Raw genomic sequence first — 26,808 nt, forward strand, 5'->3', positions numbered from 1 at the left:
GGCGCTGTTGCGTCGCGCACCATGCGAAAGGTTAGGAATTCAAGCGAATCAATGCATTAGGATTTGCAGTCCGCCAGACGGCGGACACGCGAAAGGGCGCCCCGGCGTGGGGCGCCCTCTCCCGAACCTGAGGGTGGCCGTCGCTGGCGGCTTACTTGCCGGCGATGGTGATGGTCAGGGTGTCGGCGTAGCTGCCGGCGATGGCCTGGGCGTTGGCCGGGACGGTCACGGAGACGTTGGAGGTCTTGTTGAACTGGGCGCCGGAGCGGGTGACGGCGAAGCTGCTGCCCGAACCGTTGGTGCCGTCGTAGGTGGTGGTGTAGCTGACGGCCTGGGCGCCGGTGGCGGAGGACTTCAGGGTGCCGTTGTTGGCGGAGGCGACGGTGATGGTGTAGCCGGCGCCGTCGTTGCAGTTCTCGACCACGCTGCCGACGGCGACATTGCTGGAGCCGGACAGGATGTTCAGGGTGGCGCCGGCATCGGTGACCGCCACGGTGCAGCTCTGGATGACGGTGCCGCTCAGCTTGATGCTGCCCGAGGTATCGGCCAGGGCTGGAGCGGAGACCAGGGTGGCGGCCAGGGCGGAGGCGGCGACGGCGGCGGCGATGCGGCGGATCATGACGGAAGGTCCTATCGGTTCGGGTGGGCTTTTGCCCGTTTCGTTCATGCCCGGTTATAAGCAGGCAGCATGCCAACGCCAGGGTTGGGGGCTTGGAGTTAATTATTTCAATGGCTTGGGGAAAAATCCCTTAACAGGACTTAATCTACCCCTATGGCTTAGACCATTTCCTAGGTGTTTTGCGCTGCAACACGCATCGCGCCCTTGGGATAGGTTCGTTGTAATGTGCATTGCATAATGCGTTATTCACGGAGTCTCTTGACCCCCCGTGGCTTCCCGCCTGCAATGCGGCCCACCAACGACCATCAATCAGGGGAAAGACCCATGGCGAGCGACAGTGCGGGCAAGGGCGGTTTCCAATGGGATGACGCCCTGCTGCTGGATGATCAGCTGGAGGCGGAGGAGCGGCAGGTGCGCGATAGCGCCCGCGCCTTCTGCCAGGACCGGCTGGCCCCCCGTGTGCGCGACGCCTTCCGGCATGAGGTGTTCGACCCCGCCATCATGGCCGAGATGGGGGAGCTGGGCCTGCTGGGCATGACCATCGACGGTTATGGCTGCGCCGGGGTGAACCATGTCTGCTACGGCCTGGTGGCGCGTGAGGTGGAACGGGTGGACAGCGGCTACCGCTCCGCCATGAGCGTCCAGTCCTCCCTGGTCATGCATCCCATTCACGCCTATGGCAGCGAGGAACAGCGCCAGCGCTACCTGCCCGGCCTGTCGGCCGGCACGTTGATCGGCTGCTTCGGTCTGACGGAACCGGACGCCGGGTCCGATCCGGCCGCCATGAAGACGCGGGCCCGCCGCGTGGCTGATGGCTATGTCCTGACCGGATCCAAGATGTGGATCACCAACGCGCCGGTGGCCGACGTTTTCGTCGTCTGGGCCAAGGATGACGAGGGGCAGATACGGGGTTTCATCCTGGAAAAGGGTATGACGGGCCTGTCGGCGCCCAAGATCGAGGGCAAGTTCTCCCTGCGCGCCTCCATCACTGGCGAGATCGTGATGGACGGGGTGGCGGTGCCGGAGACGGCCCTGCTGCCCGGCGTGATGGGGCTGAAGGGGCCCTTCGGCTGCCTGAACAAGGCGCGCTACGGCATTTCCTGGGGTGCCATGGGCGCGGCGGAGGCCTGCTGGTTCGCGGCGCGCGACTATACCCTGAATCGCACCGCCTTCGGCCGGCCGCTGGCCGCGACCCAGCTGATTCAGAAGAAGCTGGCCGACATGCAGACGGAAATCACCCTGGGCTTGCAAGGCGCCCTGCGCCTGGGCCGGCTGATGGACCAGGGCCGCGCGGCGCCGGAGATGATCAGCCTGATGAAGCGCAACAACTGCGGCAAGGCGCTGGACATCGCCCGCGCCGCCCGCGACATGCACGGCGGCAACGGGGTATCCGATGAGTATCCCGTCATCCGCCATGTCCTGAATCTGGAGGCGGTGAACACCTACGAGGGAACCCACGACGTCCACGCCCTGGTTCTTGGCCGGGCGCAGACGGGCCTGCAGGCCTTCGGCTGAGCCCTGGGAATGATCGGCAACCAAACAAATCACCCGCCGATTGATCCAGCTCAAGGACGGTGCGGCCGGCGAGGGATAGTCTTGGCCTTATCCAGAACGCATAGCCAGGGAAGCACCGCCCCATGAACCTTCTCTTCCCTCATGCCACGGCCGTGGCGATGCCATCCCCGGCCTCGGTTTTAGGGGAACTGGCGGGGCTTTCCTTAATCGCCTATGCCATGGGGTCTGCCGCGCGGCGGGATGGACATGCCCTTTTGTCTAATCCCTTTGATGAGGCCGATCCCCTTGGCTCTTTGGGTCATATCGAACCGGCGGGGGCCTGGCGCGATGGTTGGCTGAACGGCGGCTGAAAGCGGGTAAAGCGCCCGTAACACGCGGCTTGTTGCGAACCCGGAACGGCTGGCGGGGTGACCGGCGCGCCACCCGGATTCCCGCGCTGGCGTCAACGGCCAAAAAATCCGGGGAAGATGTCGGGTGACAAGGTGATGACGTACCCCTAAGCTATATCCCTTGGCATTTGAATTGGATTATGCTGATCGCAACAGCCCACGGGTTCCATTCCCCGGGGCGGACCGGTCCGGCGAACGGCCTGGGTTCTAGAGCCGACCCCCAAAGGCGCGCCGCGCAGGCAGGTGCCCCTGGGGGCTGTTAAGGAGTAGGGAAGCTATGGCGTTGTCTAGGCGCGGGGTCGAACCGCCCAAACCGGGTGAATGGATGGAAGAGGTGAAGCTGCCCAAGCGTCGCCTGCTGGTTCATGCCATCCATCAGCGGGCGGGTCATCCGCCCCATGTCGAATTCCTGGTCGACGGCCGCTCCAGCGACCGCCTCAGCCTGGCGCTTGAGGTTGTGCTGGACAGTGACCGGTTCCGGCGCATGGGCGTATCGCAGAACGCCGCCTGACGCGCAGGGGAACGGACGGACCTGAGATAGCCGGGCCGGCAACGGTCCGGCTGTTTCATTTTCTGGTCAGCGCGCCTGAGAGGAAATCCAATGCCATGCCGCGCCGAGCGCGGCATCCACCCCATGATAAATGCCCAGGGGGCCAGGCTGGGCCGTCGGGAATGGCACGGGGTGTACCAGCATCAGGTTGGCGCCCAGGCCGAAATCCTCCACCATACGTCCTTCCGGATCTCGCCAGTCGCCCGTGGCGTCCTGGGTCAGGGGAAAATGGGCGCGGGTCCGATCCAGCAAACTGGCGGGTGTGTTCGTATAGGCGAAGACCGGTCGGCCCAGCGCCGCCGCGAATCCCATCTCATAGGCCGTGCCGTCGTCGGCCGAGGGGCCGCGAAAGGGACTGACGTTGGCCAACACCAGATCTGTTCCCCGGATCAGGTCCAGGTTGGTGGCGCGGATGCGGGCGGCGTGGTCCGCCGCCGTCTCGCCTGGAATCGAGGCCACCGCACCATCCATGGGGAAGACGCCAACGATGTCGAAGCGGGCGCAGGCCGCGCGCAGGCTTTCGGCGGCTGCGGCCGGATCGGGCAGGAACACCTCCGGCCCCGCCAGATATGCCCGCCAGACCTTCTTTTCCGCAGTCATTTCCCCAGCACCTGGCCGGCCAGGGCGGTGGGTGACAAATCCACGCGGAACAGTTCCAGGCCCGGGTCGCCAGGCCCCACGTCGCTCAGGTTGGGGTATTGGGTCAACAGCGCCGCCGCCTTGGCGTTGGTATCGTACAACACGGTCACCGGTGCGGTGACGGGCACGAAGCCCCAGCTGTGGTTGGTGGCGGGCATCAGGGTGCCGGCGGCGCGCAGATAGTCGGCGATGATCTCCTGGATCGTTTCCGTGCCTGAGTAGACGACGTTCTTGCCGTCCAGGCCTGGGAAGTTGCCGCCGCCGTTGGCGCGGTAATTGTTGGTGACGACGATGAACTCATCCTCGTCCTTCACCGGCTGGCCATTGTAGCGCAGGTCGACGATGCGGTGGTTGTCGCCCGGCGCCAGCTTGCCATCGCCGCCGAAGCGCGGCGGCTGGGTCACATCGACCCGCCAGGTGACGCCGTCGATGACATCGAAGTTGAAGCTGGGAACGGCCCGGTTCACCAGCATCTGCGGTTCCTTCTTGGCCGGATCGATGCGGTTGAAGACGCGGGCACCCATCTCCAGCCAGTCGCGCACCTGGGCGCCCGTCACCTTCACCGCCGCGACGATGTTGGGATAGAGATAGAGGTCGGCGACGTTGCGCAGGCTGATCTGGCCGGCGGCCACGTCGGTGAAATAATCGGCGCCGGGCTGGCCGCCCGCCTTGAAGGGGGCGGCCGCCGACAGGATGGGCAAATTGGCGTAAGGACCGCCCGCCAGCGCCTTGGCCACGTATTGGCGCTGGGCGTCCGACACGATGTCCAGGGCCGGCTGGTCGGCGATGAAGCTGAAATAGGTTTCGATGCGGCCGGTGCTCTTGCCCACGGGCTGGCGCACATAGTCCAGCGTCGCCTGGTGCGCGTCCTTGGCGATGGCCGCCACCGCCGCGTCCGGTTCCACCAGCGGCGTGGCCTTGCCATTCACGCGGGTGAGCACGGGCCGGGTCTCGGCATGGCCGGCGGCCACGGTCCAGCCGCCCTTGCCGCCATGGGCCTTGGGGTCGGCGGACAGGATCAGGTCGATCACGCCCAGATGGTCGCCGAAGAAGCCGGCCATGACCACCGGCTTGCCGTGGATCAGGCCGTGCGGGATGTCGGCATCCGGCAGGTTGGCATAGTCGGCGGCGGGGAAGACGCGGTGGGCATGGCCGGTGACGACGGCGTCCACCTCGGGAATGGCGGCCACGTCCACGCCGGCGTTCTCCGCCATCTTCTGGTGGGGGGCCGCCGACAGGCCGCTATGGATGACCGCCACCACCACGTCCGCGCCCTGGGCTTTCAGATCCCGGGCGGTCTTGGCCGCCACCTCCACGATGTCGGAGGTGGTGACCTTGCCCTCCAGCTTGTCCTTGTCCCACAGCACGATCTGGGGCGTCAGCACACCGACCACGCCCACCCGGACCGTGTGCTTGGCGCCGGCGCCGTCGGTGAAGTCGCGGTCCAGGATGACGCCGGCGGGAAACAGGGGCTGGCCATCCTCCACCCGGTTCACGTTGCCGGCCAGCACCGGGTACTTGGCCTCCTTCTCCGCCGCCACGGCATAGTCCAGGCCGAAGTTGAACTCATGGTTGCCCATGACGGCGGCGTCGTAGCCCAGGGCGTTCAGGGCGGCGATGATCGGCTGGAACTTGCCCGGCCCCAGGCCCTGCACCCGGGCGACATAGTCGCCCATGGGCGTGCCCTGGATCAGGTCGCCGGCGTCCACCAGCAGGGTGTTGGGCTTCTCGGCCCTGGCCTTGCGGATCAGGCTGGCCACCCGCACCAGGCCGACGCCGGGGTCCGGCTTGTCGGCGTAGTAGTCGTAGTCCATGACGTTCATGTGCAGGTCGGTGGTCGACAGGATCTGCACGTCGATCTGGTCGGACTTGGCCTCTTGCGCCTCCGCGTCCAGGCCCCCGAACACCATGGTACCGGTCAACAGCAGGGCGGCCAGGCGGCGGCAGGCGGGCATGGCGGGGGCATCCTTGATCTGTATCGGGAAAAAGGGGCCGGATGCGTTCCGGCCCCCTGGCTCTACAGGCGCGGTGTTACACCTACGCTATCGCCGCAGGCTTTGATGTAGGTCGCTTACCGGTCTTTCACATAGGCCTGGCCCGCCGCCTTGGGCGGGATGGACTTGCCGACGAAGCCTGCCAACAGCAGCACGGTCAGGATGTAGGGCAGCACCTCGATGATCTGCACCGGCACCGCGCCGACGACCGGCAGGGCGACACCCTGCAGCCGCGCCTGCAGCGCGTCGGTGGCGGCGAACAGCAGGCAGCCGGCCAGGGTGGGGTAGGGCCGCCACTTGCCCAGGATCAGGGCGGCCAGGGCCAGATAGCCCTTGCCGGCGGTCATGTTCTCCTGGAACCCCGCACCTTGCGCGATGGAGAGGTAGGCGCCCGCCACGCCGCACAGCAAGCCAGTGATCAGCACGGCGCGATAGCGCAGCCAGGGCACGGAAATACCGGCGGTGTCCACGGCGGCCGGGTTCTCCCCCACCGCGCGCAGGCGCAGGCCGAAGCGGGTGCGGTAGGCCACCCACGAGGTGGCGGGCACGGCCAGCACCGCCAGGTAGACCAGCAGGTTCTGCCCGCCGATGACCTCGCCATAGAAGCGGCCCAGCAAGGGCACGCCGCGCACGGCCTCGGCCAACGGGAAGTGCAGGCCCAGGAAGCGCTGCCCGCTGTCCAGCGAGGGCGTGCGGCCGCCCAGGTCGAACCAGGCGTTGGCCAGCACGGCGGTCAGGCCGGCGGCGATGGTGTTGATGGCGACACCGGCGACCACTTGGTCACCCCGGTGGGTGATGCAGGCGAAGCCGTGCACCAGGGCCAGCACCAACGAGGCCGCGATGGCGGCCGCCAGGCCCGCCCAGGGCGAACCGGTGACGGCGGCCGTGGCCGCGGCGGCGAAGGCGCCGGTCAGCATCTTGCCTTCCAGGCCGATGTCGACCACGCCGGCGCGTTCGGAATAAAAGCCGGCCAGCGAGGCCAGCACCAGCGGCGTGGCCAGGCGCACGGTGCTGGCCAGCAGCGACACGATCCACAGGGCGGTATCGTCCATGGTCTCTTTCCCCGGGATCTTAAGCGCGCTGACCGGCGGTCGCCGGGGCCTTGGGCTTCAACAGGCGCGCCAGCGCCGGGCGGAACATGTGCTCCAAGGCGCCGGAGAACAGGATGACCACGCCCTGGATGACAACCACCAGGCGGGGGCTGATCTCGTTGTACTCGAACGACAGCTCGGCCCCGCCCTGGTACAGGGCGCCGAACAGCAGCGACGACAGGACGATGCCCACCGGGTGCCCCCGGCCCATCAGGGCGACCGCGATGCCGGTGAAACCCATGCCGGCCTGGAAGTTCAGGGTGATGCGGTGCTGCACGCCTTGCAGCTCGTTGATGCCCACTAGGCCGGCCAATGCGCCGGAAATGGCCATGGCGATGACGATGGTGGTGCGGGCGCTGATGCCGGCATAGCGCGCGGCGGCCTCGTTGGCGCCCACCGTGCGCATCTGGAAACCCCAGCGCGTGTGCCAGATCAGGAACCAGACGCCGGCCGCGCATAAGAGCGCCAGGAGCAGCGACAGGTTCAGCGGCAGGGTGGGGGTGCGGTACCCCAGGGCGGCGGCGATCTCCTTCACCGCCGGCAGGAAGGTGCTCTCGGCAAATTCCCGGCTTTCCGGCGCCATCTGGCCATGTTCGATCAGCGGCCCGCCCAGCAGATAGACCATGAGGGCGCTGGCCAGGAAGTTGAACATGATGGTGGTGATGACGATGTGGCTGCCACGGTAGGCCTGCAGATATCCCGGGATCAGGCCCCACACCGCGCCGAACAGGGCGCCCGCCAGCACCGCCACCGGCAGCACCGCGTACCAGGGCCAGCCGCTGAGCGCCAGGCACACCAGGCCGGTGCCCAGGCCGCCGACATAGGCCTGGCCCTCGCCGCCGATGTTGAACAGGCCGGCATGGTTGGCGATGGCCACGGCCAGGCCGGTGAAGATCAGGCTGGTGGCGTAATAGAGGGTGTAGCTGAGGCCCGTGCCGCTGCCCACCGCCCCCTTGACCATGAAGGCCAGGGCGGAAACGGGGTCCTGGCCGATAGCCAGGATGACCAGGGACGAGACCACCAGGGCGGCGAACAGGTTGATGGCCGGCAGCAGGGCCAGCGTGGCCCAGCGCGGCAGGCCGTCGGTGTTGGTAGACGCGCTCATGCCGCCCCTCCGGCCGCGTCGGTGCGCTGGCCCCGTTCCAAGGTGTTGGGTTCGATGTCGTCGGTGATGCCGGCCATCAGGCGGCCGATCAGGCCCTCGGTCGCGTCCTCGGCCGCGAGTTCGCCGGTGATGGCGCCGTCGCACATCACCAGGATGCGGTCGGACAGGGCCATGATCTCCTCCAACTCGGCGGAGACCAGCAGGATGGCCTTGCCAGCGTCGCGCATGGTCAGCAGGCGGCGGTGGATGAACTCGATGGCGCCGATGTCCACGCCGCGGGTGGGCTGGCCCACCAGCAGCACGTTGGGGTCGCGCTCCATCTCCCGGCCCAGCACCAGCTTCTGCTGGTTGCCGCCGGAGAAGAGCGAGGTGCGCAAAGAAGGCTGGCGGGGGCGGACGTCCCAGTCCTCCATCAGCCGGGCGGTGGCGGCGGCGACGCGTTTCCAGTTCAGGCGCGGGCCATCGGCCATGGCCGGGTCGTCCTGATAGCCCAGCAGGGCGTTCTGAAAAGCGGGGAAGGGCTTCACCACCGCGCGGCGCAGGCGGTCCTCCGGCACGTGGGCGATGCCCTGGCGCCGGGCCTGGGCCGGATCCATGGGCGATTCCGGTGTCACATCGCGCCCGTTGACGTGGACGCGCCCGCGCTGGAACGGCGTCATGCCCGACAGCGCCTCCAGCAGTTCCGACTGGCCGTTGCCGGCGACGCCGGCAACGCCGACGATCTCGCCCGCCCGCACGCGGAAGGTGGCGTGCTTCAGCCGCTCCACCCCGCGCTCGTCGAACACGCTGAGGTCTTCCACCGTCAGCAGCGGCGCGCCCGCCGGCGCGCCCGGCCGCCGCACGGCGGGGTTGGCGCGCCGTCCGACCATGGCCTCGGCCAGGGCCGCCTCGTTGGTGTCCTGGGTGTGGAAGTTGGCGACCACCGCCCCCTGGCGCAGCACCGACACGGCGTCGGTGATGGCCATGATCTCCTTCAGCTTGTGGGTGATCATCAGGATGGTGCGGCCCTGGGCGCGCAGCGCGTCCAGGATGCGGAACAGGTCCTGCACCTCCGGCGGCGACAGCACGGCGGTGGGCTCATCCAGGATCAGCACCTGGGCGCCACGGTACAGCGCCTTCAGGATCTCCACCCGCTGCTGGATGCCCACGTTCAGGTCGGCGACCTTGGCATCCAGCGGCACGTCCAGGCGATAGGCCTTTTCCAGCCGCTCCACCTCGGCCCGGGCCTTCTTGATGCCGTCCTTCAGCAGGGCACCGCCCTCGGCCCCCAGCATCAGGTTCTCCAGCACCGTGAATTCCTCCACCAGCATGAAGTGCTGGTGCACCATGCCGATGCCGAGGGCGATGGCGTCCTTGGGCTCGCGGATGCGCACCTCGGCCCCGTTCACCAGGATCTGCCCCTCATCGGCCTGGTAGAAGCCGTAGAGGATGCTCATCAACGTGGATTTGCCGGCGCCGTTTTCCCCCACCAGGCCGTGGATGGACCCGGCGCGAATGCGCAGCGAGACCGCCTTGTTGGCGTGGACGGGGCCGAAGCGCTTGTCGATGCCCACCAGTTCCACGGCCCAGGGGCCCGGCTGCGGCGGCACGGAGAGGGGAACGGTTTGCGACACGGGGCGGCTGGTCTCTAGTTCTGGGGGACCGGAACGGGCCCCGAGGCGTGGATGGGATGGCCTGTCAGTACTTGCAGCCGTTGGTTTCGTCGTAATTGGCGACCTTGCGGGTACCGTTCTGGATCTCGGCGGACGCCGCGTCCAGCGCCGCCTTCATGTCCGGCGTCACCAGCTTGGCGTTGTTCTCGTCGAGTGCCCAGCCCACGCCTTCCTCTTTCAGGCCCAGGGTGCGCACGCCCGCCTGCCAGGTGCCGTCCTGCGCCGCCTTGATGGCGTTGTAGGCGGCCACGTCCACCCGCTTGACCATGGAGGTCAGGACCGAGCCGGGGAACAGGTGGTTCTGGTTGCTGTCGACGCCGATGGAATACTTGCCCGCGTCCTTGGCCGCCTGCAGCACGCCGATGCCGCTCTGCCCGGCGGCGGCGAACACCACGTCCACGCCCCGGTCGAACTGGCTCTTGGCCAGCTCGCCGCCGCGCGTGGGGTCGGACCAGGCGGCCGGCGTGGTGCCTACCATGTTGGCGATGATGTGGTCGTCCGGCGCCACGGCCTTCACGCCCTGCTCATACCCGCACTCGAATCGGCGGATGAGGGGGATGTCCATGCCGCCGACGAAGCCCACGGTGTGGGTCTTGCTGGTGAGGGCGGCCAGCATGCCCACCAGGTAGGACCCCTCCTGCTCGGAAAACAGGATGGACTGCACGTTGGGCAGTTTCACCACGCCGTCGATCAGGGTGAACTTGATCTCGGGGAATTCCTTGGCGACCTTGGCCACCGCCGGCGCCTGGCTGAAGCCCACGGCCAGGATGATATCGGCGCCATGCTCCGCCAGGCGGCGCAGATACTGCTCGCGCTGGACGTCGTTGCTGATCTCCAGCGCCTTGTAATTGATGCCGGTTTCGCTGTGGAACCGCTCGATGCCCGTCAGGACGCCTTCGTTGAAGGACTTGTCGTACTTGCCGCCATAATCGAAGACCACGCCGGGAAAGAAGGCGGCCTGCGCCCCACGGGTGGGGACGGTCAACGCGCAGCTCAACAGGGCGGCCGCCGCCAACGCCGCACGGATCGCTCTACTCATGAAGGGTCCCTGCCTCCGTGGGCATACTTTTGACGGTGGCGAACGGGATGCGCCGCACCGCCTGCTCTGCTGAAACCTAGTCCATTTCCCAAGGTCCCGGCAAGTCGGGGGCTTAGGGGGCACGGCACGGGAACCAACCCTGGCCGATCCTGACCAAATGGTCAAGATGGGGCGCAAGCCCGGCGGGTTCGCCATGTAGGGTTGCGGCCCACGATACGTCGAGGTTGCAAGGTCTTGGCGACACTTTCATGACAGGGCGTCCGCCAAAGGTTTTCATGGTTGAACGCGGTTCCACCGGCGGGCACTCTGCCGCGCATTCCCGCCCTTGCCCTTTTGGCCCGCCCGCATCGAGACGCCACCCATGACCCGGTTCAGCCCCGTTCCCGAGGCCACCCGCCGCGCCCTGCTGAAGACCTTCGGCGCCACCGCTGTCACGGCCTTCCTGCTGCCGTCGTCCGTGGGCTCGGCCCTGGCGCAGGCGGCGTTCAGCAACGACCCCTTCTCGCTGGGCGTGGCCTCGGGCGATCCGCTGCCGGACGGCTTCGTGCTGTGGACCCGCCTGGCGCCCGAACCGCTGGCCTTCGGCTATGGCATGCCCAAGCGCCCGGTGGAGGTGGATTGGGAAGTGGCGACGGACGAGCGCCTGCGCAACATCGTCCAGAGCGGCACCGAGGTGGCGCGGCCGGAACTGGGCCACGCCATCCATGCCGAGGTGGGCGGGCTGGAGCCGGGGCGCGACTACTATTACCGCTTCACCGTGGGGGCGGAGCGCAGCATGGTGGGCCGCGCCCGTACCGCCCCGGCCCTGGGCGCCAAGGTGGAGCGCGTGCGCCTGGGCATGGTCGGCTGCCAGAATTACGAGGACGGCTACTACACCGCCTTCCGCCACTTGGCGGAGGAACGGCCGGACTTCGTCTTCCACTACGGCGACTACATCTACGAGAATCGGGTGCGGACGCATGATACCAGCCGCTATTACGGCGGCCTGGCCCAGCCCACCGCCCGCCGGCACTTAGGCGACGAGCCCTATTCCCTGGATGAGTACCGCCGCCGCTATGCCCAGTACACCCTGGACCTGGACCTGCAGCTGGCCCGTGCCGCCTGCCCGTGGATGGTGACCTGGGACGACCATGAAGTCGACAACAACTGGACCGGCGCCGTCGACGGCGCCGGCATCGCTCCGCCGGAATATTTCCTGCTGCGCCGCGCGGCGGCCGCCCAGGCCTATTTCGAGCACATGCCCCTGCGCCGCGCCTCCTGGCCCAAGGGACCGGACATGCAGATCTACCGCCGGCTGGCCTTCGGCAACCTTATCGACCTGCACCTGCTGGACACCCGCCAGTTCCGCACCGACCAGCCCTGCGGCGACGGCTTCAAGCCCGCCTGCGAGGGGCAGGACAGCGACGACGCCGAGATGATGGGCGAGGACCAGGAACGCTGGCTGTTCGAGGGGCTGGACCGCGGCCGCGCCCGCTGGAACCTCATCGGCCAGCAGGTCATGATGATGACCATGAACCGCGAGCCCTGGCACGGCCCCATCTACAACATGGACAGCTGGGAAGGCTATCACCAGCCGCGCCAGCGCCTGCTGCGTCATATCGCTGACCGGCGCCTGAATAATGTGGTGGTGCTGACGGGGGACGAGCACCAGAACTTCGTGGGCGACCTCAAGACCGACTATCACAGCGACAAGGCCGGCGTGGTCGCCACCGAGTTCGTCGGCACCTCCATCAGTTCCGGCGGCGATGGCGCCGACAAGCGCCCGCGTTATGACGAGGTCATGCGCGGCAACCCGCACATCCGCTTCATGAACGACCAGCGCGGCTACCTGATGTGCGACATCGGCCATGACAAGCTGACGGCCAACTTCCGCGTCATGGACCGCGTCACCACCCCCGGCGGCACCATCAGCACCCGCGCCAGCTTCGTGGTGGAACCGGGCAAGCCGGGCGCCAAGCAGGCGTAAGCGCGCCTACGCCGCCTCCACCCTCAGCGCCGTGCCGTCCACGCCCACCACGCGCACGGTCGCCCCGGCGGCCAGGCCGTCGGGGCCGTAGACGATCCAGGCGCCGTCGTCCAGGCGGGCGCGGCCCTGGCCGTTGGTGATGGGCGTTTCCAGCGTCAGGACGCGGCCGACATACTGGCTGGCGCGGGCGTTCAGGGGCGGGCCGGCGGGTGCTTCCTCGATCCGGCCGCCACCCAGCCAGCGGCGGGTGGCCAGCAGCAGGCCGGCGGCCAGCACGGCGAACAGCACCGCCTGCCCGGCCAGGGCCAAGGCGGGGAACAGGAACAGCGCCGTGCCCACCAGCACCGCCGCCACGCCCAGCCACAGCAGGCCAAAGCCGGGGGTCACCATTTCCACCAGCGCCAGGGCGACGCCAGCCGCCCACCAATGCCAGGCGTGGGGCGTCCAGGCGGTGAAGTCGGGCATGATGTCCTTTCTCCGCGTCAGCGGCCGGGGGTCAGCGGCCGGGGGTGGACCAGGGACTGTCGCCGGGCTGCAGCTGCCCGCCGGCGGCCGGTGGATCCCCACGGCGGGGCGGCGGGGCCGGGCGGTTGGCCGGCACGCCGGCGAAGCTGTCCTTGGCCAGTTCGGCGATACCGCCCAGGGCGCCCAGGATGCCGGTCGATTCCATGGGCATGAACAGGATCTTCTGATTGGGGCTGGCGGCGAAGCCCTTCAGCGCGTCGACATAGCGCTGGGCGATGAAGTAGTTCACGGCCTGGACGCTGCCGCCGGCAATGGCCTCGGACACCACGCGGGTGGCGGTGGCCTCCGCCTCGGCCAGGCGCACGCGGGCCTCGGCCTCGCGGAAGGCGGCCTCTTTCTTGCCCTCGGCCTGCAGGATGGCGGATTGCTTCTCACCCTCCGCCCGCAGGATGGCGGACTGGCGTTGGCCCTCGGCCTCCAGGATCAGGGCGCGGCGTTCCCGCTCCGCCTTCATCTGGCGGGCCATGCTGTCCACCAGGTCGCGCGGCGGCTGGATGTCGCGGATTTCCACGCGGGTGATTTTCACGCCCCAGGGGTGGGTGGCGGCGTCGACCACGGTCAGTAGGCGGGCGTTGATGGCGTCGCGCTGCGACAGCAGCTCATCCAAATCCATGGAGCCCATGACCGTGCGCAGGTTGGTCATGGTCAGGTTCAGGACGGCGCGGTCCAGGTTGCGCACCTCATAGCTGGCCTTGGCGGCGTCCAGCACCTGGAAGAACAGCACGCCGTCCACCGTCACCATCGCGTTGTCCTTGGTGATGATCTCCTGCGACGGCACGTCCAGCACCACCTCCTGCATGGTCTGGCGGGCGCCGATGCGGTCGACGAAGGGCACGATGATGGCCAGGCCCGGCTTCAGGGTGCGGGTATACCGCCCGAACCGTTCCACCGTGTATTCCATGCCCTGGGGCACGGTCTTGATGCTGCTGTAGACCAGGACGATGGCGAAGGCCAGAACGGCCAGGATGAACACGCCGAAGGGCGACAAGGCGTCTCTCCCGCTTGTGGGCGCGGGTGCCGCCGCCGGAACGGCCGCCCCGCTCTGCCCCGCCATCATGCCACAGCGCGGGTGCCGCCACCCGATCTTTTATCTTTCTGGTTGTGGCGTTTACTCCTGGGTAAGGGCGACCCACCGCGCCTTGGCCTCGGCATAGGTGCCGTCGCCCAGCACGCAATCCAGCTGCGGCAGGCGGGTGATCAGGGGTTGGTTCGGGACGTCGCCCGCCATCCAGTCGCGTCCCAGCTGCTGGATCAGGGCGATCTGCGCCGGAGCCACCGCATCGGCCGGCAGGGCCGCCACCTGGACAAAGCGCCCGTCGGCTAGGCCCGGCGGCGCCTTCCACACCCCGCTGTCCAGTACCGGCTGGACGGAGACGTTCAGGCGCACCAGCCCACCCGGGGCGGCGGGGTCCCGGCCCGCCAGCCGCTGGGTCAGGATATGGGCCTCCAGGCTGGCGGTGTCCGGCGGATCGTCCAGGGTGGTCTGGGCCAGCAGCGACAGGTCGCCCAGGGTGCCGCGCATCCCCACCGGTTCGGCCAGCTCGTCCGGCGGCTGGCTGGTGCTGGTCACCGGCGCGTGGCGGGTGGTGCCGCTGCCGAGACTCAGGATTTTAAGGTCGGTGTCGCCGCCGGGTTGCGCCAGCGCCTCCATCACCGCCAGCATCACCGGGTTGTTGCAGCCTGTCACGCCGCCGTCCCAGTACAGGCGCCCGTCGCACCGGGCGGGTTCGTCGAAGAAGGCCACGGGCGCGGTGCTGCTGGCGTTGATGACCTCCGCCAGGGGCGCGGTGGAGGCCTGCGGCTCCGTCACCGCCGTGGCCAGGCCGGCATAGCTGCGGAAGGTCATGGCCCGGCGCTGGGCGTAGTCGAAGGCGGGGATGAACACCTTCACCGGCACGACGCCCCGCCGCGCCAGGGGCAGCGGCAGGCGGGCCATGGGGCAGGCCGACAGGGCCAGGGGGCGCGCCTGGCCATCGACCGTGGCGGGAGTGGGCGGCGCCAGGCCGGGGTCGTCCAGCATGGCGGTCAGGCCGGCCAGCTTGCCCTGGGTGCTGTACTGCGGGCCCAGGTCCAGGTCGGCCACCAGCCTGTCCAGCCCATCGACCTTCACGAACAGGGTGCCCCGCCGCGTATCATCGACGAACATGTCCAGGATTTGGGCCGGTGTCAGGTTCTTGATCAGCCCGCCCAGCACGATGGCCCCGGCCGAGGTGCCGGCCGCCAGGTCGAATTCCGCCAGGATGTCGTGGCCCGGCGTATCGCTGCCGTACAGATCGGCCAGAACCATGGCCTCCAGCAGGGCCCAGGGGCCGCCGCCGTCCAGCGTCAGGATGCGATAGGACATGGTTCCCTCCCTCAACCCCGCGCACCTCTACGCGGTTTTGAGGGGAATGGGCTAGTGCCACTTAGCCGCGCAGCGCCGCGATGTTGGCCTGATAGCGCCCCACCCCGCCCTGGAAAACGGCCGAACCCGCCACCAGCACCTCCGCCCCCGCCTGCACGCACAGGCGGGCCGTCTCCGGATTCACGCCGCCGTCGACTTCGATCTGGATGGGCCGCCGGCCGATCATGGCGCGCAGGGCCTGAATCTTGGGGATCATGGCGGGGATGAAGGATTGGCCGCCGAAGCCGGGGTTCACCGTCATGACCAGCACCAGGTCCAGCCGGTCCAGCACATAGGCCACGGCGCTTTCCGGCGTGGACGGGTTCAGCGCCACGCCGGCCTTTTTGCCCAAGGCGCGGATGCGTTCCAGCGTGCGGTCCAGGTGGGTGGTGGCCTCTGCCTGCACGGTGATGATGTCGGCCCCGGCCTCGGCGAAGGCCTCCAGGTAGGGATCGACCGGGCTGATCATCAGATGCACGTCGAAGGGGCGGTCGGTGTGGGGACGCAGGGCTTTCACCACGGCGGGACCGATGGTCAGGTTGGGCACGAAATGGCCGTCCATGACGTCGACATGGATGTAGTCGGCCCCCGCCGCCGTGATGGCGCGCACCTCGGCGCCCAGGCTGGCGAAGTCGGCGGACAGGATGCTGGGGGCGATCAGGGGTTGGGTCATGACGGGGCTTCCCCCACCTGGCTATCCGGCGTGCCAGCGAACACCCGGCTGGCCAGGATGTCCTCCGCCTCGATCACCGTCAGGTCGTCCACCGACAGGGGGCCGTCGTCCCGCTGGAACAGGCGGCTGGCCTGGCGCAGGCGGGCGCGGTCCAGGGCGTTGCGGATGGACCGGCCGTTGGCGAAATGCGGCTGGCCCCGGCGCAGAGCGATATACTGGGCGAACACCGCCTTGGCCTGGGGGCTAAGGCGGTAGTTCATGGCCTCCAGCTGCCGCTCCCCGATTTCCAGCAGTTCTTCTTCGCCATAGTCGGGGAAGTCGATGTGGTGGGCGACGCGGGAGCGGAAGCCGGGGTTGGCCTGGAAGAAGCGGTCCATGCGGTCGGCATAGCCGGCCAGGATGACCACCAGGTCGTCGCGCTGGTTCTCCATGACCTGCAGCAGGATCTCGATGGATTCCTGGCCATAGTCGCGCTCGTTCTCCGGGCGGTAGAGGTAGTAGGCCTCATCGATGAACAGCACGCCGCCGGCGGCGCGCTTCAGCACCTCCTTGGTCTTGGGCGCTGTGTGGCCGATGTATTGGCCCACCAGATCATCGCGGGTGACGGTCACCAGGTGCCCGCGCCGGACATAGCCCAGCCGGTGCAGGATGGCCGCCATCTTCAGTGCCAGGGTGGTCTTGCCCGTGCCGGGGTTGCCGGTGAAGCTCATGTGCAGGGTGGGGGCGCCCACCGCCAGGCCGAAGCGCTGGCGCGCCCTGTCCACCAGCAGCAGGGCCGCGATTTCGCGCAGCCGCCGCTTGATGGGGGCCAAGCCCACCATCTCCTGGTCCAACTGGTCGAAGATTTCCGGCAGGCCGGAGGCCTCGAAATCCGCGCGCAGATCCACCGCTCCTGGGGCCGCCCCCGGGGCCGCCCCAGGGGCCGCCGGCGCCACGTCGGCGGCGTCCGGCGAGATTGCCATGAGGGTCGCGGCCATCACGAATACCGCTCCCCTTCCGGCAGCTGGGTGGCGTAGGACCGAGTGGTGTAGCGGACGCGCCGGCCGTCGCTTTCCTGGCGTTCCAGGGCGAAGCCGGGCTCGTTGGCGGGCCGGTTGACGATGAAGGACAGGCGCACGCTCTCCCACCCGTGGCTGGCGTCGAAGCCGGAGATGCGGATGTAGCGGTCGCCGTAGACCTTGCGGCAGGACGCCAGCTCGCCCATGACGCCGGCGGCGTCGCGGATGTCGAACATGGGCAGGCCCCACATGTCCCAATAGGTGTTGCGGGGGTGCGGGTCGTCGGTGAACTCGATATTCACCGCCCAGCCCTGGTCGATGCAGTACTGCACCTGGGCCGTGATCTGCTCGTCCGTCAGGTCGGGCAGGAAGGAGAAGGTTCCTTGGGTGAGGCGCATCTTAAGTCTCCTTATCCTTAGCCAGCAACGCTGGCGGTCGGCACAAAGTCCGGCGCGTCGGTCGAGGTGTAGTTGAAGGTCACGTCCTTCCAGACGTCCAAGGCCTGGCGCAGGGGCGTGCAGTGGCGGCTGGCGGCGGCCAGGATGTCCGGGCCTTCGTTGACGATGTCGCGGCCCTCGTTGCGGGCCAGCACCATGGCCTCCAGCGCCACCCGGTTGGCGGTGGCGCCAGCCTGGATGCCCATGGGGTGGCCGATGGTGCCGCCGCCGAACTGCAGCACCACGTCATCGCCAAAGAGGTCCAGCAGCTGGTGCATCTGCCCGGCATGGATGCCGCCCGAGGCCACCGGCATGGTCTTGCGCAGCGAGGCGAAGGACTGGTCGAAGAAGATGCCGTTCTCCAGCCGCTGGGGCAGGAAGTCCTCGCGGCAAATGTCGTAATAGCCCTTGGTGGTGGCGGGGTCGCCCTCCAGCTTGCCCACCACCGTGCCGGCGTGGATGTGGTCCACCCCCGCCAGCCGCATCCACTTGGCGATGACGCGGAAGGACACGCCGTGGCTCTTCTGCCGGGTGTAGGTGGAATGCCCCGCGCGGTGCAGGTGCAGCACCATGTCGTTGCGCCGCGCCCATTTGGACATGGACTGGATGGCGGTGTAGCCGATGACCAGGTCGATCATGACGATGCACGAGCCGATGGATTTGGCGAACTCCGCCCGCTCGTACATGTCCTCCATGGTGGCGGCGGTCACGTTCAGGTAGGTGCCCTTGATCTCGCCCGTCACCGCCTGGGCGCGGTTCACCGCCTCCATGCAATAGAGGAAGCGGTCGCGCCAGTGCATGAAGGGCTGGGAATTGATGTTCTCGTCATCCTTGGTGAAGTCCAGGCCGCCCTTCAGCGCCTCATAGACCACGCGGCCGTAGTTGCGCCCCGACAGGCCCAGCTTGGGCTTCACTGTGGCGCCCAGCAGGGGGCGGCCGAACTTGTCCAGCCGTTCCCGCTCCACAACGATGCCGGTGGGCGGCCCGTCGAAGGTCTTCACATAGGCCACCGGCAGGCGCATGTCCTCCAGCCGCAGGGCCTTCAGCGGCTTGAAGCCGAAGACGTTGCCGATGATGGATGCCGTCAGATTGGCGATCGATCCGGGTTCGAAAAGATCGATGTCATAGGCGATGTAGGCGAACCAGCTCTCGGGCGATCCGGGCACCGGTTCCACCCTGTGCGCCTTGGCGCGATACTTGTCGCAGGCCGTCAGCCGGTCGGTCCACACCACCGTCCAGGTGGCGGTGGAGGACTCGCCGGCCACGGCCGCCGCCGCCTCGATGGGATCCACCCCATCCTGTGGCGTGATGCGGAAGACGGCGATGACGTCCGTGTCCTTGGGCACGTAGTCCGGTTGCCAGTAGCCCATGTCTTGGTACTTCATGACCCCGGCGGCGTAACGGTCGCGGCGGTCCCGCTTGTCGATCGCGTTCATGTTCCTGTCCTCCTCAAGCGCCGGCGGGGCATCCGCCCCTTGGCTATCCTCGATTTCCAGTCCGCTGACGCTCCCCGGAAATCTCCGGCGGCCCCGGTCGGGGCCTAGGGTTGAGGTGCGTGGCGGGGCGGTGGTGGTGTTATTCGGCCGCGACCGGTGTGCTGCCCAGGTGCGGGTCCAGCGCGCCGGTGGCGTAGCGCTTGGCCATGGCGGCCATGGGCAGGGGCGTGATGCGGCTGGCGTTGCCGGCGGCGCCGAATTGTTCGAAGCGGTCGCGGCACAGCGCCTTCATGGCGTCCATGGCCGGCTTCAGGAACTTGCGCGGGTCGAACTCCGCCGGGTTCTCGGTCGCCGTCTTGCGGAACTGCACCGCCATGGCCAGGCGGCAGTCGGTGTCGATGTTGATCTTGCGCACGCCGAAGCGGATGCCGCGCACGATCTCGTCCACCGGCACGCCCCAGGTGCGGGGCATGCGGCCGCCATAAGCGTTGAACAGATCCTGCAATTCCTGCGGCACGGAGGAGCTGCCGTGCATCACCAGATGGGTGTTGGACAGCCGCTCATGGATGGCCTCCACCACGTCCATGGCCAGGATGTCGCCGTCCGGCTGGCGCGAGAATTTATAGGCGCCGTGCGAGGTGCCCATGGCGATGGCCAGGGCGTCCACGCGGGTGGCGGCGACGAAGTCCAGCGCCTGGTCGGGATCGGTGCACAGCTGGTCCAGCGACAGCACGCCCTCGGCGCCGTGGCCATCTTCCGCCTCGCCCTGGCCGGTCTCCAGGCTGCCCAGCACGCCCAGCTCCCCCTCGACCGAGGCGCCCACCCAATGGGCGGCTTCCGCCACGCGGCGGGTGATGTCGACGTTGTACGCGTAGGGCGCCGGCGTCTTGGCGTCGGCCATCAGCGACCCGTCCATCATGACGGAGGTGAAGCCGTGCTGCAGGGCCGTCAGGCAGGTGGCCTCGCTGTTGCCGTGGTCCTGGTGCAGGCACAGCGGGATGGTGGGGTAGAGCGCCTCCAGCGCGTCGATCATATGGGCCAGCATGAGGTCGCCGGCATAGGACCGGGCGCCCCGGCTGGCCTGCAGGATGACGGGGGCGTCCACCTGGGCGGCGGCCTCCATGACCGCCAGGCCCTGTTCCATGTTGTTGATGTTGAAGGCGGGCACGCCGTAATCGCGTTCCGCCGCGTGGTCCAGTAGCTGACGAAGGGTTATACGAGCCATTGTGTAGCGCTCCTTAAGCGTGGGCGACGCGGGCGCGGACGGCGGCCATGATGGCGTCGACGGTGATGCCGAAATGGCGGTAGAGGTCCGGCGCGGGGGCGGAGGCGCCGAAGCCCCCCATCCCGATGAAGGCGCCCTGGTCGCCCAGCCAGCGGTCCCAGCCGAAGCGCACCGCCGCCTCCACCCCGACGCGCGGGGCATTACCCAGGACGATGGCGCGGTTGGCGGGCGCCTGCCGCTCGAACAGTTCCCAGCAGGGCATGGACACCACGGCGGTGGCGATGCCCTCTTCGGCCAAGCGCTCCGCCGCCTCCACCGCCAGCGCCACCTCTGATCCCGTCGCCAGCAGGGTGGCGTCGCGCGGGCCGGGGGTTTCGCGCAGGATGTAGGCGCCGGTGGCGCTGCGGTTCCAGGAGGCGTCCCGGCGCAGGGTGGGCAGGTCCTGGCGCGACAGGCACAGGGCCGACGGCGTGCCGGGACTGGTCAGTGCCAGTTCCCAGCACTCCGCCGTCTCCACCGCGTCGGCGGGGCGGAAGACGTGCAGGTTGGGTGTCGCCCGCAGCATGGCCAGGTGCTCCACCGGCTGGTGGGTGGGTCCGTCCTCCCCCAGGCCGATGCTGTCGTGGGTCAGCACATGGATGACGCGCACGCCCATCAGTGCCGACAGGCGGATGGCGCCCCGGGCATAGTCGGAAAACACCAGGAAGGTGCCCCCGTAGGGGATGACGCCGCCATGCAGGGCCAGGCCGTTCATCACCGCGGTCATGGCATGCTCGCGGATGCCGTAATGGATGTAGCGCCCGGCATAGTGGCCGGCGTTCATCACATCCATTCCCTTGGTCTGGGTCAGGTTGGAATGGGTCAGGTCGGCGGATCCGCCCACGGTCAGGTCGGTGGCGGCGTTCACCACGCCCAGCACCAGCTGCGAAGCCTTGCGCGTGGCCATCTTGGGCCGGGACTCCGCCAGTTCCTGCCGGTAGGCGGCCAAGGCGTCGACCACGTCCGCCCCCGGTTCCGTCGCCATGACGCGCCAGAAGTCGGCGCGGGCGGGATGGGCGGCCAGACGCCGTTCCCAGGCCTCGCGGGCTTGCCGTCCCGCCCGGCCCACGGCACGCCAGGAGTCCCGGATGTCGTCCGGCACGGTGAAGGGCGGGCTGTCCCAGCCCAGGGCCTGTGCCGTGGCCTGCGCCTCCTCCATGCCCAGGGGGGCGCCGTGGACGCCGCAGGTGCCGGCCTTGGTGGGGGCGCCATAGCCGATGACGCTGCGGCAGGCGATCAGGGTGGGGCGGTCGCTGGCCCGGGCCCGGTTCAGGGCCGCCTCGATGGCTTCATGGTCGTAGGCGTCCACCCGTTCCACCGCCCAGCCGGAGGCTTTGACGCGCGCCAGCTGGTCCGTGCCGGTGGACAGGGTGGTAGACCCGTCGATGGAAATGCCGTTGTCGTCCCACAGCACCACCAGGCGGGACAGCTTCAGATGGCCGGCCAGGTCGATGGCCTCCTGGCTGATGCCCTCCATCAGGCAGCCGTCGCCGGCGATGACATAGGTGCGGTGGTCGACCAGGGCGTCGCCGAAGCGGGCGTTCAGGTGCCGCTCCGCCAGCGCCATGCCCACGGCGGTGGTGATGCCCTGGCCCAGGGGGCCGGTGGTGGTCTCGATGCCGGCCGCATGGCCGTATTCCGGATGGCCCGCCGCCTTGGAGCCCAGCTGGCGGAAGCGCTTCAGCTCCTCGATGGGCATGTCGGCATAGCCCAGCAGATGATGCAGGGCGTATTGCAGCATGCTGCCGTGGCCGGCCGACAGGACGAAGCGGTCGCGGTCGGGCCAGTCGGGGCGGGCGGGATCGATGCGCATCACCCGGCTGAACAGCACGGTGGCGACGTCGGCCATGCCCATGGGCATGCCGGGGTGGCCGGACTTCGCCGCCTCCACCCCCGCCACCGCCAGCATGCGCACGGCGTTGGCCATCTCGGCCAGATCAGGGGTGGTGTCAGGCTCGGCGCTTTCGACTTGGCGCAGGGATAGGGTGGGGGTCATGGCGGTGTCCCTCCTTCAACCGGCGCGGCGCTTGCGTTCGACCAGCTGCAGGATCAGCGGCGTCAGGATCAGCTGCATGGCCAGGTCGAGCTTGCCGCCCGGGATGACGATGGAATTGGCGCGCGACATGAAGCTGCCGGCGATCATGGACAGCAGGTAGGGGAAGTCGATGCCGCGCGGGTTGCGGAAGCGGATGACGACGATGGATTCGTCCGGGGTCGGTATCCACCGCGCGATGAAGGGGTTGGAGGTGTCGACCGTGGGCACCCGCTGGAAATTGATGTCCGTCTGGGTGAACTGCGGGCAGATATAGCGGACGTAATCCGGCATGCGCCGCAGGATGGTGGTCATGACGTCTTCGGTGCTGTAACCCCGCGCGGTGCGGTCGCGGTGGATCTTCTGGATCCATTCCAGGTTGATCACCGGCACGACGCCGATCTTGAGGTCCGCATGGCCGGCGATGTCATAGCCGTCGGCCACCACCGCGCCGTGAAGGCCCTCATAGAACAGCAGGTCGCTGGGGCCTGGCAGATCCTCCCAGGGGGTAAAGGTGCCGGGGGGGCAGCCATAGTGTTCCGCTTCGCCCGCGTCGTGGACATAGTGGCGGGTGCGGCCCGTGCCGTCGTCGCCATAGCGCCGGAACAGCTCCTGCAACTCGCCCAGCAGATTGGCGTGGGGGCCGAAATGGCTGAAATGGTGGTCGCCGTCCTTGTCGGCCTGCGCGATGGCCTGCTTCATCTGGGCGCGGTCATAGCGGTGATAGGCGTCGCCATCGATGCAGACGGCGTTCACCCCCTCGCGCCGGAAGACGTGCTCGAAAATCTGCCGGACCGAGGTGGTGCCGGCCCCGGACGAACCGGTGACGGAAATGATGGGATGGCGGATGGACATGGTCTGGACCCCTTCCGTCAGGCGCGCAGCAGGCCGCGCTGCCCGAACAGGGGTGCGCGATCGGCCAGGAGGGGCGGGGCGGCATGGTGGTTGGCCACCCGCTCCACCTCGGCGCGGGACCCGAAGACCAGGGCGGTACGCTCATGCAGGTGGCCGGGCGTCAGATCCAGGATGCGGGTCTGCCCGTCTGTGGCGGCCCCGCCGGCCTGCTCGATGATCAGGGCGATGGGGTTGGCCTCATAGACCAGGCGCAGGCGGCCGCTGCGATATCCCGGACGCTCGTCGGTGGGGTAGAGGTAGACCCCGCCCCGGCGCAGGATGCGGAAGGCGTCGGCCACCAGGGACGCGATCCAGCGCATGTTGTAGTTCTTGGCCCGCGGCCCGTCCGACCCCGCCAGGCAATCGTCGACATAGGTGCGGATGCTGGGCGCCCAGTGCCGCTGGTTCGACGCGTTGATGGCGAATTCCTTCGTTTCCGCCGCCACCGCGACAGGCCCGGTCATGCGGACGAATTCCGCCTTCGGCGTGGGCGGCGGCGGGGCGGCCCAGCCATTGCCCGCCTGCACCGACACCACGGGCGCCACCGGCCGCTTATCCAGGAAGAAAATCTCGGTGCCCGATCCCAGGGTCAGGACCAGGGCGGTTTGCGGCCCGTAGACCAGGAAGCCCGCCGCCAGTTGGCGGTGCCCGGGTTGCAGCAGCGCCGCCGCCGGATCGTCGGCATCCTCCACACCCAGAATAGAGAAGATGGTGCCGACCGAGACGTTGGTTTCGATGTTGCTGGACCCGTCCAGGGGATCGATGGCGACCGCCAGCGTGCCCGCGGGATCCAGCAGGACGGGGGCGTCCGCCTCCTCCGACCCCACCACCGCCACCGGGGCGCCGGCCAGGCGGTCGATGACGATGTCGTGGGCCCTGAGATCCAGTTCCTTCTGGGTGTCGCCGTTGCTTTCGCCGCGCACCGCCGCCATCTCGCCCGCCAAGGGGCCCATAGCCACCAGATCGGCGATGGCCAGGCCGGCGTCGGCCAGGGCCAGGATGGTGCGGACCACGTCCGCCCGCCGATGGGCCGCGCCGTTATGCGCAGCATTGCTCCAGGCTACCAGATGCCGTGCCAAAGTCGTGGCGTCCGCCATGATGTCCTCCCGTTGTGAGCCGGGTTCCCAGTCCCCGTATCGTTCTTGAAAGGAGTGTGCGGACGATTGCCTTGTTAGAAAATTCGAATAAACTTAGCTTCACGTTCAGTTTTTCTGAAAGCGTGCCGGGAGGGCCTATGCGTAACGTGACGCTGAAGCAGCTGCGCGCCCTGGCGGCGGTGGCGGAGACGGGTTCGGTGACGGCGGCGGCCAAGCGCCTGCACGTGACGCCGCCGGCCGTCACCATGCAGGTGCAGGCGCTGGAGGATCTGCTGGGCGTGCCGCTGCTGGACCGGCTGGGCGAGCGCTTCAAACCCACCGACGCGGGGCGCGAGGTCATCGAGACGGCGACCCGCATCGAGGCGGAACTGCACAACTGCGCCGCCGCCATGGAGGCGCTGCGCAACCTGTCCGGCGGCCGGGTGGCGGTGGGGGTGGTCAGCACCGCCAAGTACTTCGCGCCCTACGCCCTGGGCGCCTTCCGCGCCGAATACCCTCAGATCGAACTGTCGCTGATGGTGGGCAACCGCGAGGACATCATCGCGGCGCTGAAGGCTGACAGCATCGATATCGCCATCATGGGCCGCCCGCCCCGGGATTTGCAGGTGGACATGCATGCCATCGGCGACCATCCGCACATCATGATCGCCCCACCGCACCACCCGCTGGTGGGGCGCCGCCACCTGAAGCTGGCGGAATTCGCGCATGAGACCTTCCTGGTGCGCGAGGTGGGGTCCGGTACCCGCATGCTGATGGAATGGTTCTTCGCCCAGGCCGACCTGCACCCCCCCATCAGCATGGAGGTGGGCAGCAATGAGACGGTAAAGCAGGCGGTGATGGCCGGCCTGGGCCTGTCCTTCATCTCCGCCCACACCATCGCCGCGGAACTGGAAAGCGGCCGCCTGGCGCCCCTGGATGTGGAAGGCCTGCCCATTGTGCGCCAATGGTTCTTGGCCAAGCGGTCGGACAAGCGCCTGGCGCCGGCAGCGGCGGCCGTTAAAGCATTCCTGGTGGAACGGGGCCGGGAATTCCTGCCCAGCGTGAAGCCCATCGCGTGACGCATACTCTTTAGGGTCCCTTGCGCAGGGACGGGCAACGCGTTCAGATCTTGATGGGGCGGGCAGGAGCCGCCCAGCCATGCGGATCAGCCGTCTTTCCATCCTTGCCCTGTGCCTGTCGACCCTGTGTCTTCCGGCCACCCGGCCGGCGGCCGCGCGCGCTCCGGCCGAGGGCGTGCCGGCCTGCAATTACCAGCCCTTCGAACCCGGCCCCAGCCGTATGCGCATGGGCTGGGTCACCCTGGATTTGGGGCCGGGCGACAATCCCAGGACGCCGGAGACCTGGCGCGGTCCCATCATCATGACGCGGCCGGACCGCAGCTATTGCATCACCGACCTTCACACCGGCGTGCTGCAGCGGCCCTTCTTCACCGATGGCCAGAACTTCGTGATGACGACCTATGCGGATGAACAGCAGACGGTCTTCTTCATCGAAGCCGCCACCTGCCGCGTGCTGTGGAAAAGCCCCGCCTTCTCCGGCAACGTGGCCTTGACGGCCACGGTCCTGCACACCGGCCGCAAGGCCTGGAAACTGGGGCCGCGCTGCCTGCCGGAGACTGATCTTCCTTGAGCTCCCCAAGGGGGTAATCCGGCTGAGGAGGTGGCGGCGGCGCCCAGGCAGCGGATCTTGTTAGGCAGACAGGCTATTCCAAGGACCGCACCCCCCATGAACAAGCCCGCCCAAACATTGCTCCCATTGGCCGCTTTGCTGGTCGTTGCCGCCACGGCCCAGGCCGCCCCTCAGCGCCACCTGCCCGTGGTCTGCCCCTACCAGCCGGTGGAACCCGCGTCGGGCAAAGTCCGCGCCGATGTCCTGACCCTGGACCTGGGCCCCGCCACCGGTGGGGGCGCCAAGTCGTGGAAGGGGCCGCTGACCATCACCGGCCAGGACGGCACCACCTGCACCGCCGACGCCGCCGTGGCCCCCATCGAGGGCACGCTGTACAGCGACGGCCAGCATCTGCTGGTGACCACCTCCGCCGGCGGCGGCCGCAAGGTCTTCGTGCTCAGCACCACCAGCTGCCAGCCCCTGTGGAAAAGCAACAGCTTCACCGGTGCCGTCTACCTGAAGGACGGCCAGCTTTACACCGGCAAGACCGCCAACAAGCTGAACCCGGATTGCCTGCCGCTGCCGTAACGGGCAAATGACGCTGGCGGCGTGCCTCCTCTTTCGGCGATGATCTCCTCAAATTCCATGAGGGAGCCCGAACCGCCGATGATCGACCAGAACGGCCAGCCCGTCCGCAAAGCGGCGCTCAAGACCTATCTTGAGACCTACAACGCCGGCGCGCGCGGCTCCAAGGAGTTCGGCGGCCTGCCCCGGGCCCTGGTGATCATTTGCGACGGGCTGGTGCTCGGCAAGACCACCTATGTGAAGTGCGTGGACGGCCAGGTGCAGCTGTCCCGCCGCAAGGACGGTTCGGTGGTCGGCGGCGGCCTGTAGACGACCGC

General features: G+C 68.4%; 26 protein-coding genes. 8 read left to right on the forward strand and 18 right to left on the reverse strand.

The window, feature by feature from the left end; translation table 11 throughout:
• Positions 1-151: 151 nt before the first annotated feature.
• Positions 152-619: a Csu type fimbrial protein gene (locus Y958_RS13870; RefSeq protein ID WP_244909509.1), complete on the reverse strand. Its 468-nt coding sequence runs from the start codon at positions 617-619 to the stop codon at positions 152-154.
• Between the two features lie 324 nt (positions 620-943).
• On the opposite strand from Y958_RS13870, the gene Y958_RS13875 reads away from it, so the two are divergent.
• From Y958_RS13875 to Y958_RS31430, 3 genes are all read left to right on the forward strand, one after another.
• Positions 944-2,134, forward strand: a complete 1,191-nt coding sequence (locus tag Y958_RS13875; protein WP_088872701.1) for an acyl-CoA dehydrogenase — start codon at positions 944-946, stop codon at positions 2,132-2,134.
• A 122-nt stretch (positions 2,135-2,256) separates the two neighbouring features.
• On the forward strand, positions 2,257-2,484 hold the full coding sequence (locus Y958_RS31425; protein WP_145727887.1) for a hypothetical protein: 228 nt from the start codon (positions 2,257-2,259) through the stop codon (positions 2,482-2,484).
• Positions 2,485-2,800: 316 nt separating this feature from the next.
• Entirely contained in the window at positions 2,801-3,034 is a 234-nt protein-coding gene (locus Y958_RS31430) for a hypothetical protein (RefSeq protein ID WP_138918831.1), read from the forward strand.
• A 66-nt stretch (positions 3,035-3,100) separates the two neighbouring features.
• Here the strand turns inward: Y958_RS31430 and Y958_RS13880 are convergent, their stop codons facing one another.
• The 6 genes from Y958_RS13880 to Y958_RS13905 form a co-directional block, all read right to left on the reverse strand.
• A complete protein-coding gene (locus Y958_RS13880) occupies positions 3,101-3,673 on the reverse strand; it encodes a nucleoside 2-deoxyribosyltransferase (protein ID WP_088872702.1) in 573 nt (190 codons plus the stop codon).
• Positions 3,670-5,667 (reverse strand): bifunctional 2',3'-cyclic-nucleotide 2'-phosphodiesterase/3'-nucleotidase, encoded by a 1,998-nt coding sequence (locus Y958_RS13885; protein ID WP_088872703.1) that lies wholly within the window; start codon positions 5,665-5,667, stop codon positions 3,670-3,672. Before Y958_RS13885 ends, Y958_RS13880 begins: the two co-directional genes overlap by 4 nt.
• Positions 5,668-5,783: 116 nt before the next feature.
• On the reverse strand, positions 5,784-6,758 hold the full coding sequence (locus Y958_RS13890) for an ABC transporter permease (RefSeq protein WP_088872704.1): 975 nt from the start codon (positions 6,756-6,758) through the stop codon (positions 5,784-5,786).
• A 19-nt stretch (positions 6,759-6,777) separates the two neighbouring features.
• Positions 6,778-7,902, reverse strand: coding sequence for an ABC transporter permease (locus Y958_RS13895; protein ID WP_088872705.1), 1,125 nt, complete (start codon positions 7,900-7,902; stop codon positions 6,778-6,780).
• Complete coding sequence (locus Y958_RS13900) at positions 7,899-9,515, reverse strand: ABC transporter ATP-binding protein (RefSeq protein WP_244909510.1); 1,617 nt, start codon at positions 9,513-9,515, stop codon at positions 7,899-7,901. The genes Y958_RS13895 and Y958_RS13900 overlap by 4 nt, the downstream gene beginning before the upstream one ends.
• A 64-nt stretch (positions 9,516-9,579) precedes the next feature.
• Entirely contained in the window at positions 9,580-10,593 is a 1,014-nt protein-coding gene (locus Y958_RS13905; protein WP_211098650.1) for a BMP family lipoprotein, read from the reverse strand.
• A gap of 361 nt (positions 10,594-10,954) precedes the next feature.
• Here Y958_RS13905 and Y958_RS13910 point away from each other — a divergent pair, with 361 nt between their 5' ends.
• Complete coding sequence (locus tag Y958_RS13910; protein ID WP_088872707.1) at positions 10,955-12,559, forward strand: alkaline phosphatase D family protein; 1,605 nt, start codon at positions 10,955-10,957, stop codon at positions 12,557-12,559.
• A gap of 6 nt (positions 12,560-12,565) precedes the next feature.
• Here the strand turns inward: Y958_RS13910 and Y958_RS13915 are convergent, their stop codons facing one another.
• The 11 genes from Y958_RS13915 to Y958_RS13965 form a co-directional block, all read right to left on the reverse strand.
• On the reverse strand, positions 12,566-13,024 hold the full coding sequence (locus tag Y958_RS13915) for an NfeD family protein (protein WP_088872708.1): 459 nt from the start codon (positions 13,022-13,024) through the stop codon (positions 12,566-12,568).
• A gap of 31 nt (positions 13,025-13,055) precedes the next feature.
• Positions 13,056-14,072 carry an SPFH domain-containing protein gene (locus Y958_RS13920; RefSeq protein ID WP_244909511.1) on the reverse strand — a complete coding sequence of 339 codons (1,017 nt, stop codon included), beginning with the start codon at positions 14,070-14,072 and terminating at the stop codon, positions 13,056-13,058.
• Positions 14,073-14,192: 120 nt separating this feature from the next.
• On the reverse strand, positions 14,193-15,428 hold the full coding sequence (locus Y958_RS13925) for a patatin-like phospholipase family protein (RefSeq protein ID WP_088872709.1): 1,236 nt from the start codon (positions 15,426-15,428) through the stop codon (positions 14,193-14,195).
• Positions 15,429-15,489: 61 nt separating this feature from the next.
• Positions 15,490-16,140, reverse strand: coding sequence for a ribulose-phosphate 3-epimerase (rpe, locus tag Y958_RS13930; RefSeq protein ID WP_088872710.1), 651 nt, complete (start codon positions 16,138-16,140; stop codon positions 15,490-15,492).
• Entirely contained in the window at positions 16,137-17,117 is a 981-nt protein-coding gene (gene cbbX / locus Y958_RS13935; RefSeq protein WP_244909512.1) for a CbbX protein, read from the reverse strand. Before cbbX ends, rpe begins: the two co-directional genes overlap by 4 nt.
• Positions 17,117-17,536, reverse strand: a complete 420-nt coding sequence (locus Y958_RS13940) for a ribulose bisphosphate carboxylase small subunit (RefSeq protein ID WP_004273411.1) — start codon at positions 17,534-17,536, stop codon at positions 17,117-17,119. The genes cbbX and Y958_RS13940 overlap by 1 nt, the downstream gene beginning before the upstream one ends.
• A 17-nt stretch (positions 17,537-17,553) precedes the next feature.
• Positions 17,554-19,011 (reverse strand): form I ribulose bisphosphate carboxylase large subunit, encoded by a 1,458-nt coding sequence (locus Y958_RS13945; protein ID WP_088872711.1) that lies wholly within the window; start codon positions 19,009-19,011, stop codon positions 17,554-17,556.
• A 139-nt stretch (positions 19,012-19,150) separates the two neighbouring features.
• A complete protein-coding gene (gene fba, locus Y958_RS13950; protein ID WP_088872712.1) occupies positions 19,151-20,236 on the reverse strand; it encodes a class II fructose-bisphosphate aldolase in 1,086 nt (361 codons plus the stop codon).
• Positions 20,237-20,249: 13 nt separating this feature from the next.
• On the reverse strand, positions 20,250-22,271 hold the full coding sequence (tkt, locus tag Y958_RS13955; RefSeq protein ID WP_088872713.1) for a transketolase: 2,022 nt from the start codon (positions 22,269-22,271) through the stop codon (positions 20,250-20,252).
• Between the two features lie 15 nt (positions 22,272-22,286).
• On the reverse strand, positions 22,287-23,162 hold the full coding sequence (locus Y958_RS13960) for a phosphoribulokinase (protein ID WP_004273407.1): 876 nt from the start codon (positions 23,160-23,162) through the stop codon (positions 22,287-22,289).
• Positions 23,163-23,179: 17 nt separating this feature from the next.
• Positions 23,180-24,298 (reverse strand): class 1 fructose-bisphosphatase, encoded by a 1,119-nt coding sequence (locus Y958_RS13965; protein WP_004273406.1) that lies wholly within the window; start codon positions 24,296-24,298, stop codon positions 23,180-23,182.
• A gap of 137 nt (positions 24,299-24,435) precedes the next feature.
• Between Y958_RS13965 and Y958_RS13970 the strand changes: the two genes are divergently transcribed.
• The 4 genes from Y958_RS13970 (at position 24,436) to Y958_RS13985 (ending at position 26,800) form a co-directional block, all read left to right on the forward strand.
• On the forward strand, positions 24,436-25,356 hold the full coding sequence (locus Y958_RS13970) for a LysR family transcriptional regulator (RefSeq protein WP_088872714.1): 921 nt from the start codon (positions 24,436-24,438) through the stop codon (positions 25,354-25,356).
• Positions 25,357-25,435: 79 nt separating this feature from the next.
• Entirely contained in the window at positions 25,436-25,927 is a 492-nt protein-coding gene (locus tag Y958_RS13975) for a hypothetical protein (protein WP_088872715.1), read from the forward strand.
• A 96-nt stretch (positions 25,928-26,023) separates the two neighbouring features.
• Positions 26,024-26,494, forward strand: a complete 471-nt coding sequence (locus tag Y958_RS13980; protein WP_145727885.1) for a hypothetical protein — start codon at positions 26,024-26,026, stop codon at positions 26,492-26,494.
• A 78-nt stretch (positions 26,495-26,572) separates the two neighbouring features.
• Positions 26,573-26,800: a hypothetical protein gene (locus Y958_RS13985; RefSeq protein WP_040847748.1), complete on the forward strand. Its 228-nt coding sequence runs from the start codon at positions 26,573-26,575 to the stop codon at positions 26,798-26,800.
• The last annotated feature ends 8 nt before the right edge of the window (positions 26,801-26,808 follow it).

The sequence above is a fragment of the Nitrospirillum viridazoti CBAmc genome, from assembly GCF_000730165.1.
Classification (GTDB): Bacteria; Pseudomonadota; Alphaproteobacteria; order Azospirillales; family Azospirillaceae; genus Nitrospirillum; species Nitrospirillum viridazoti.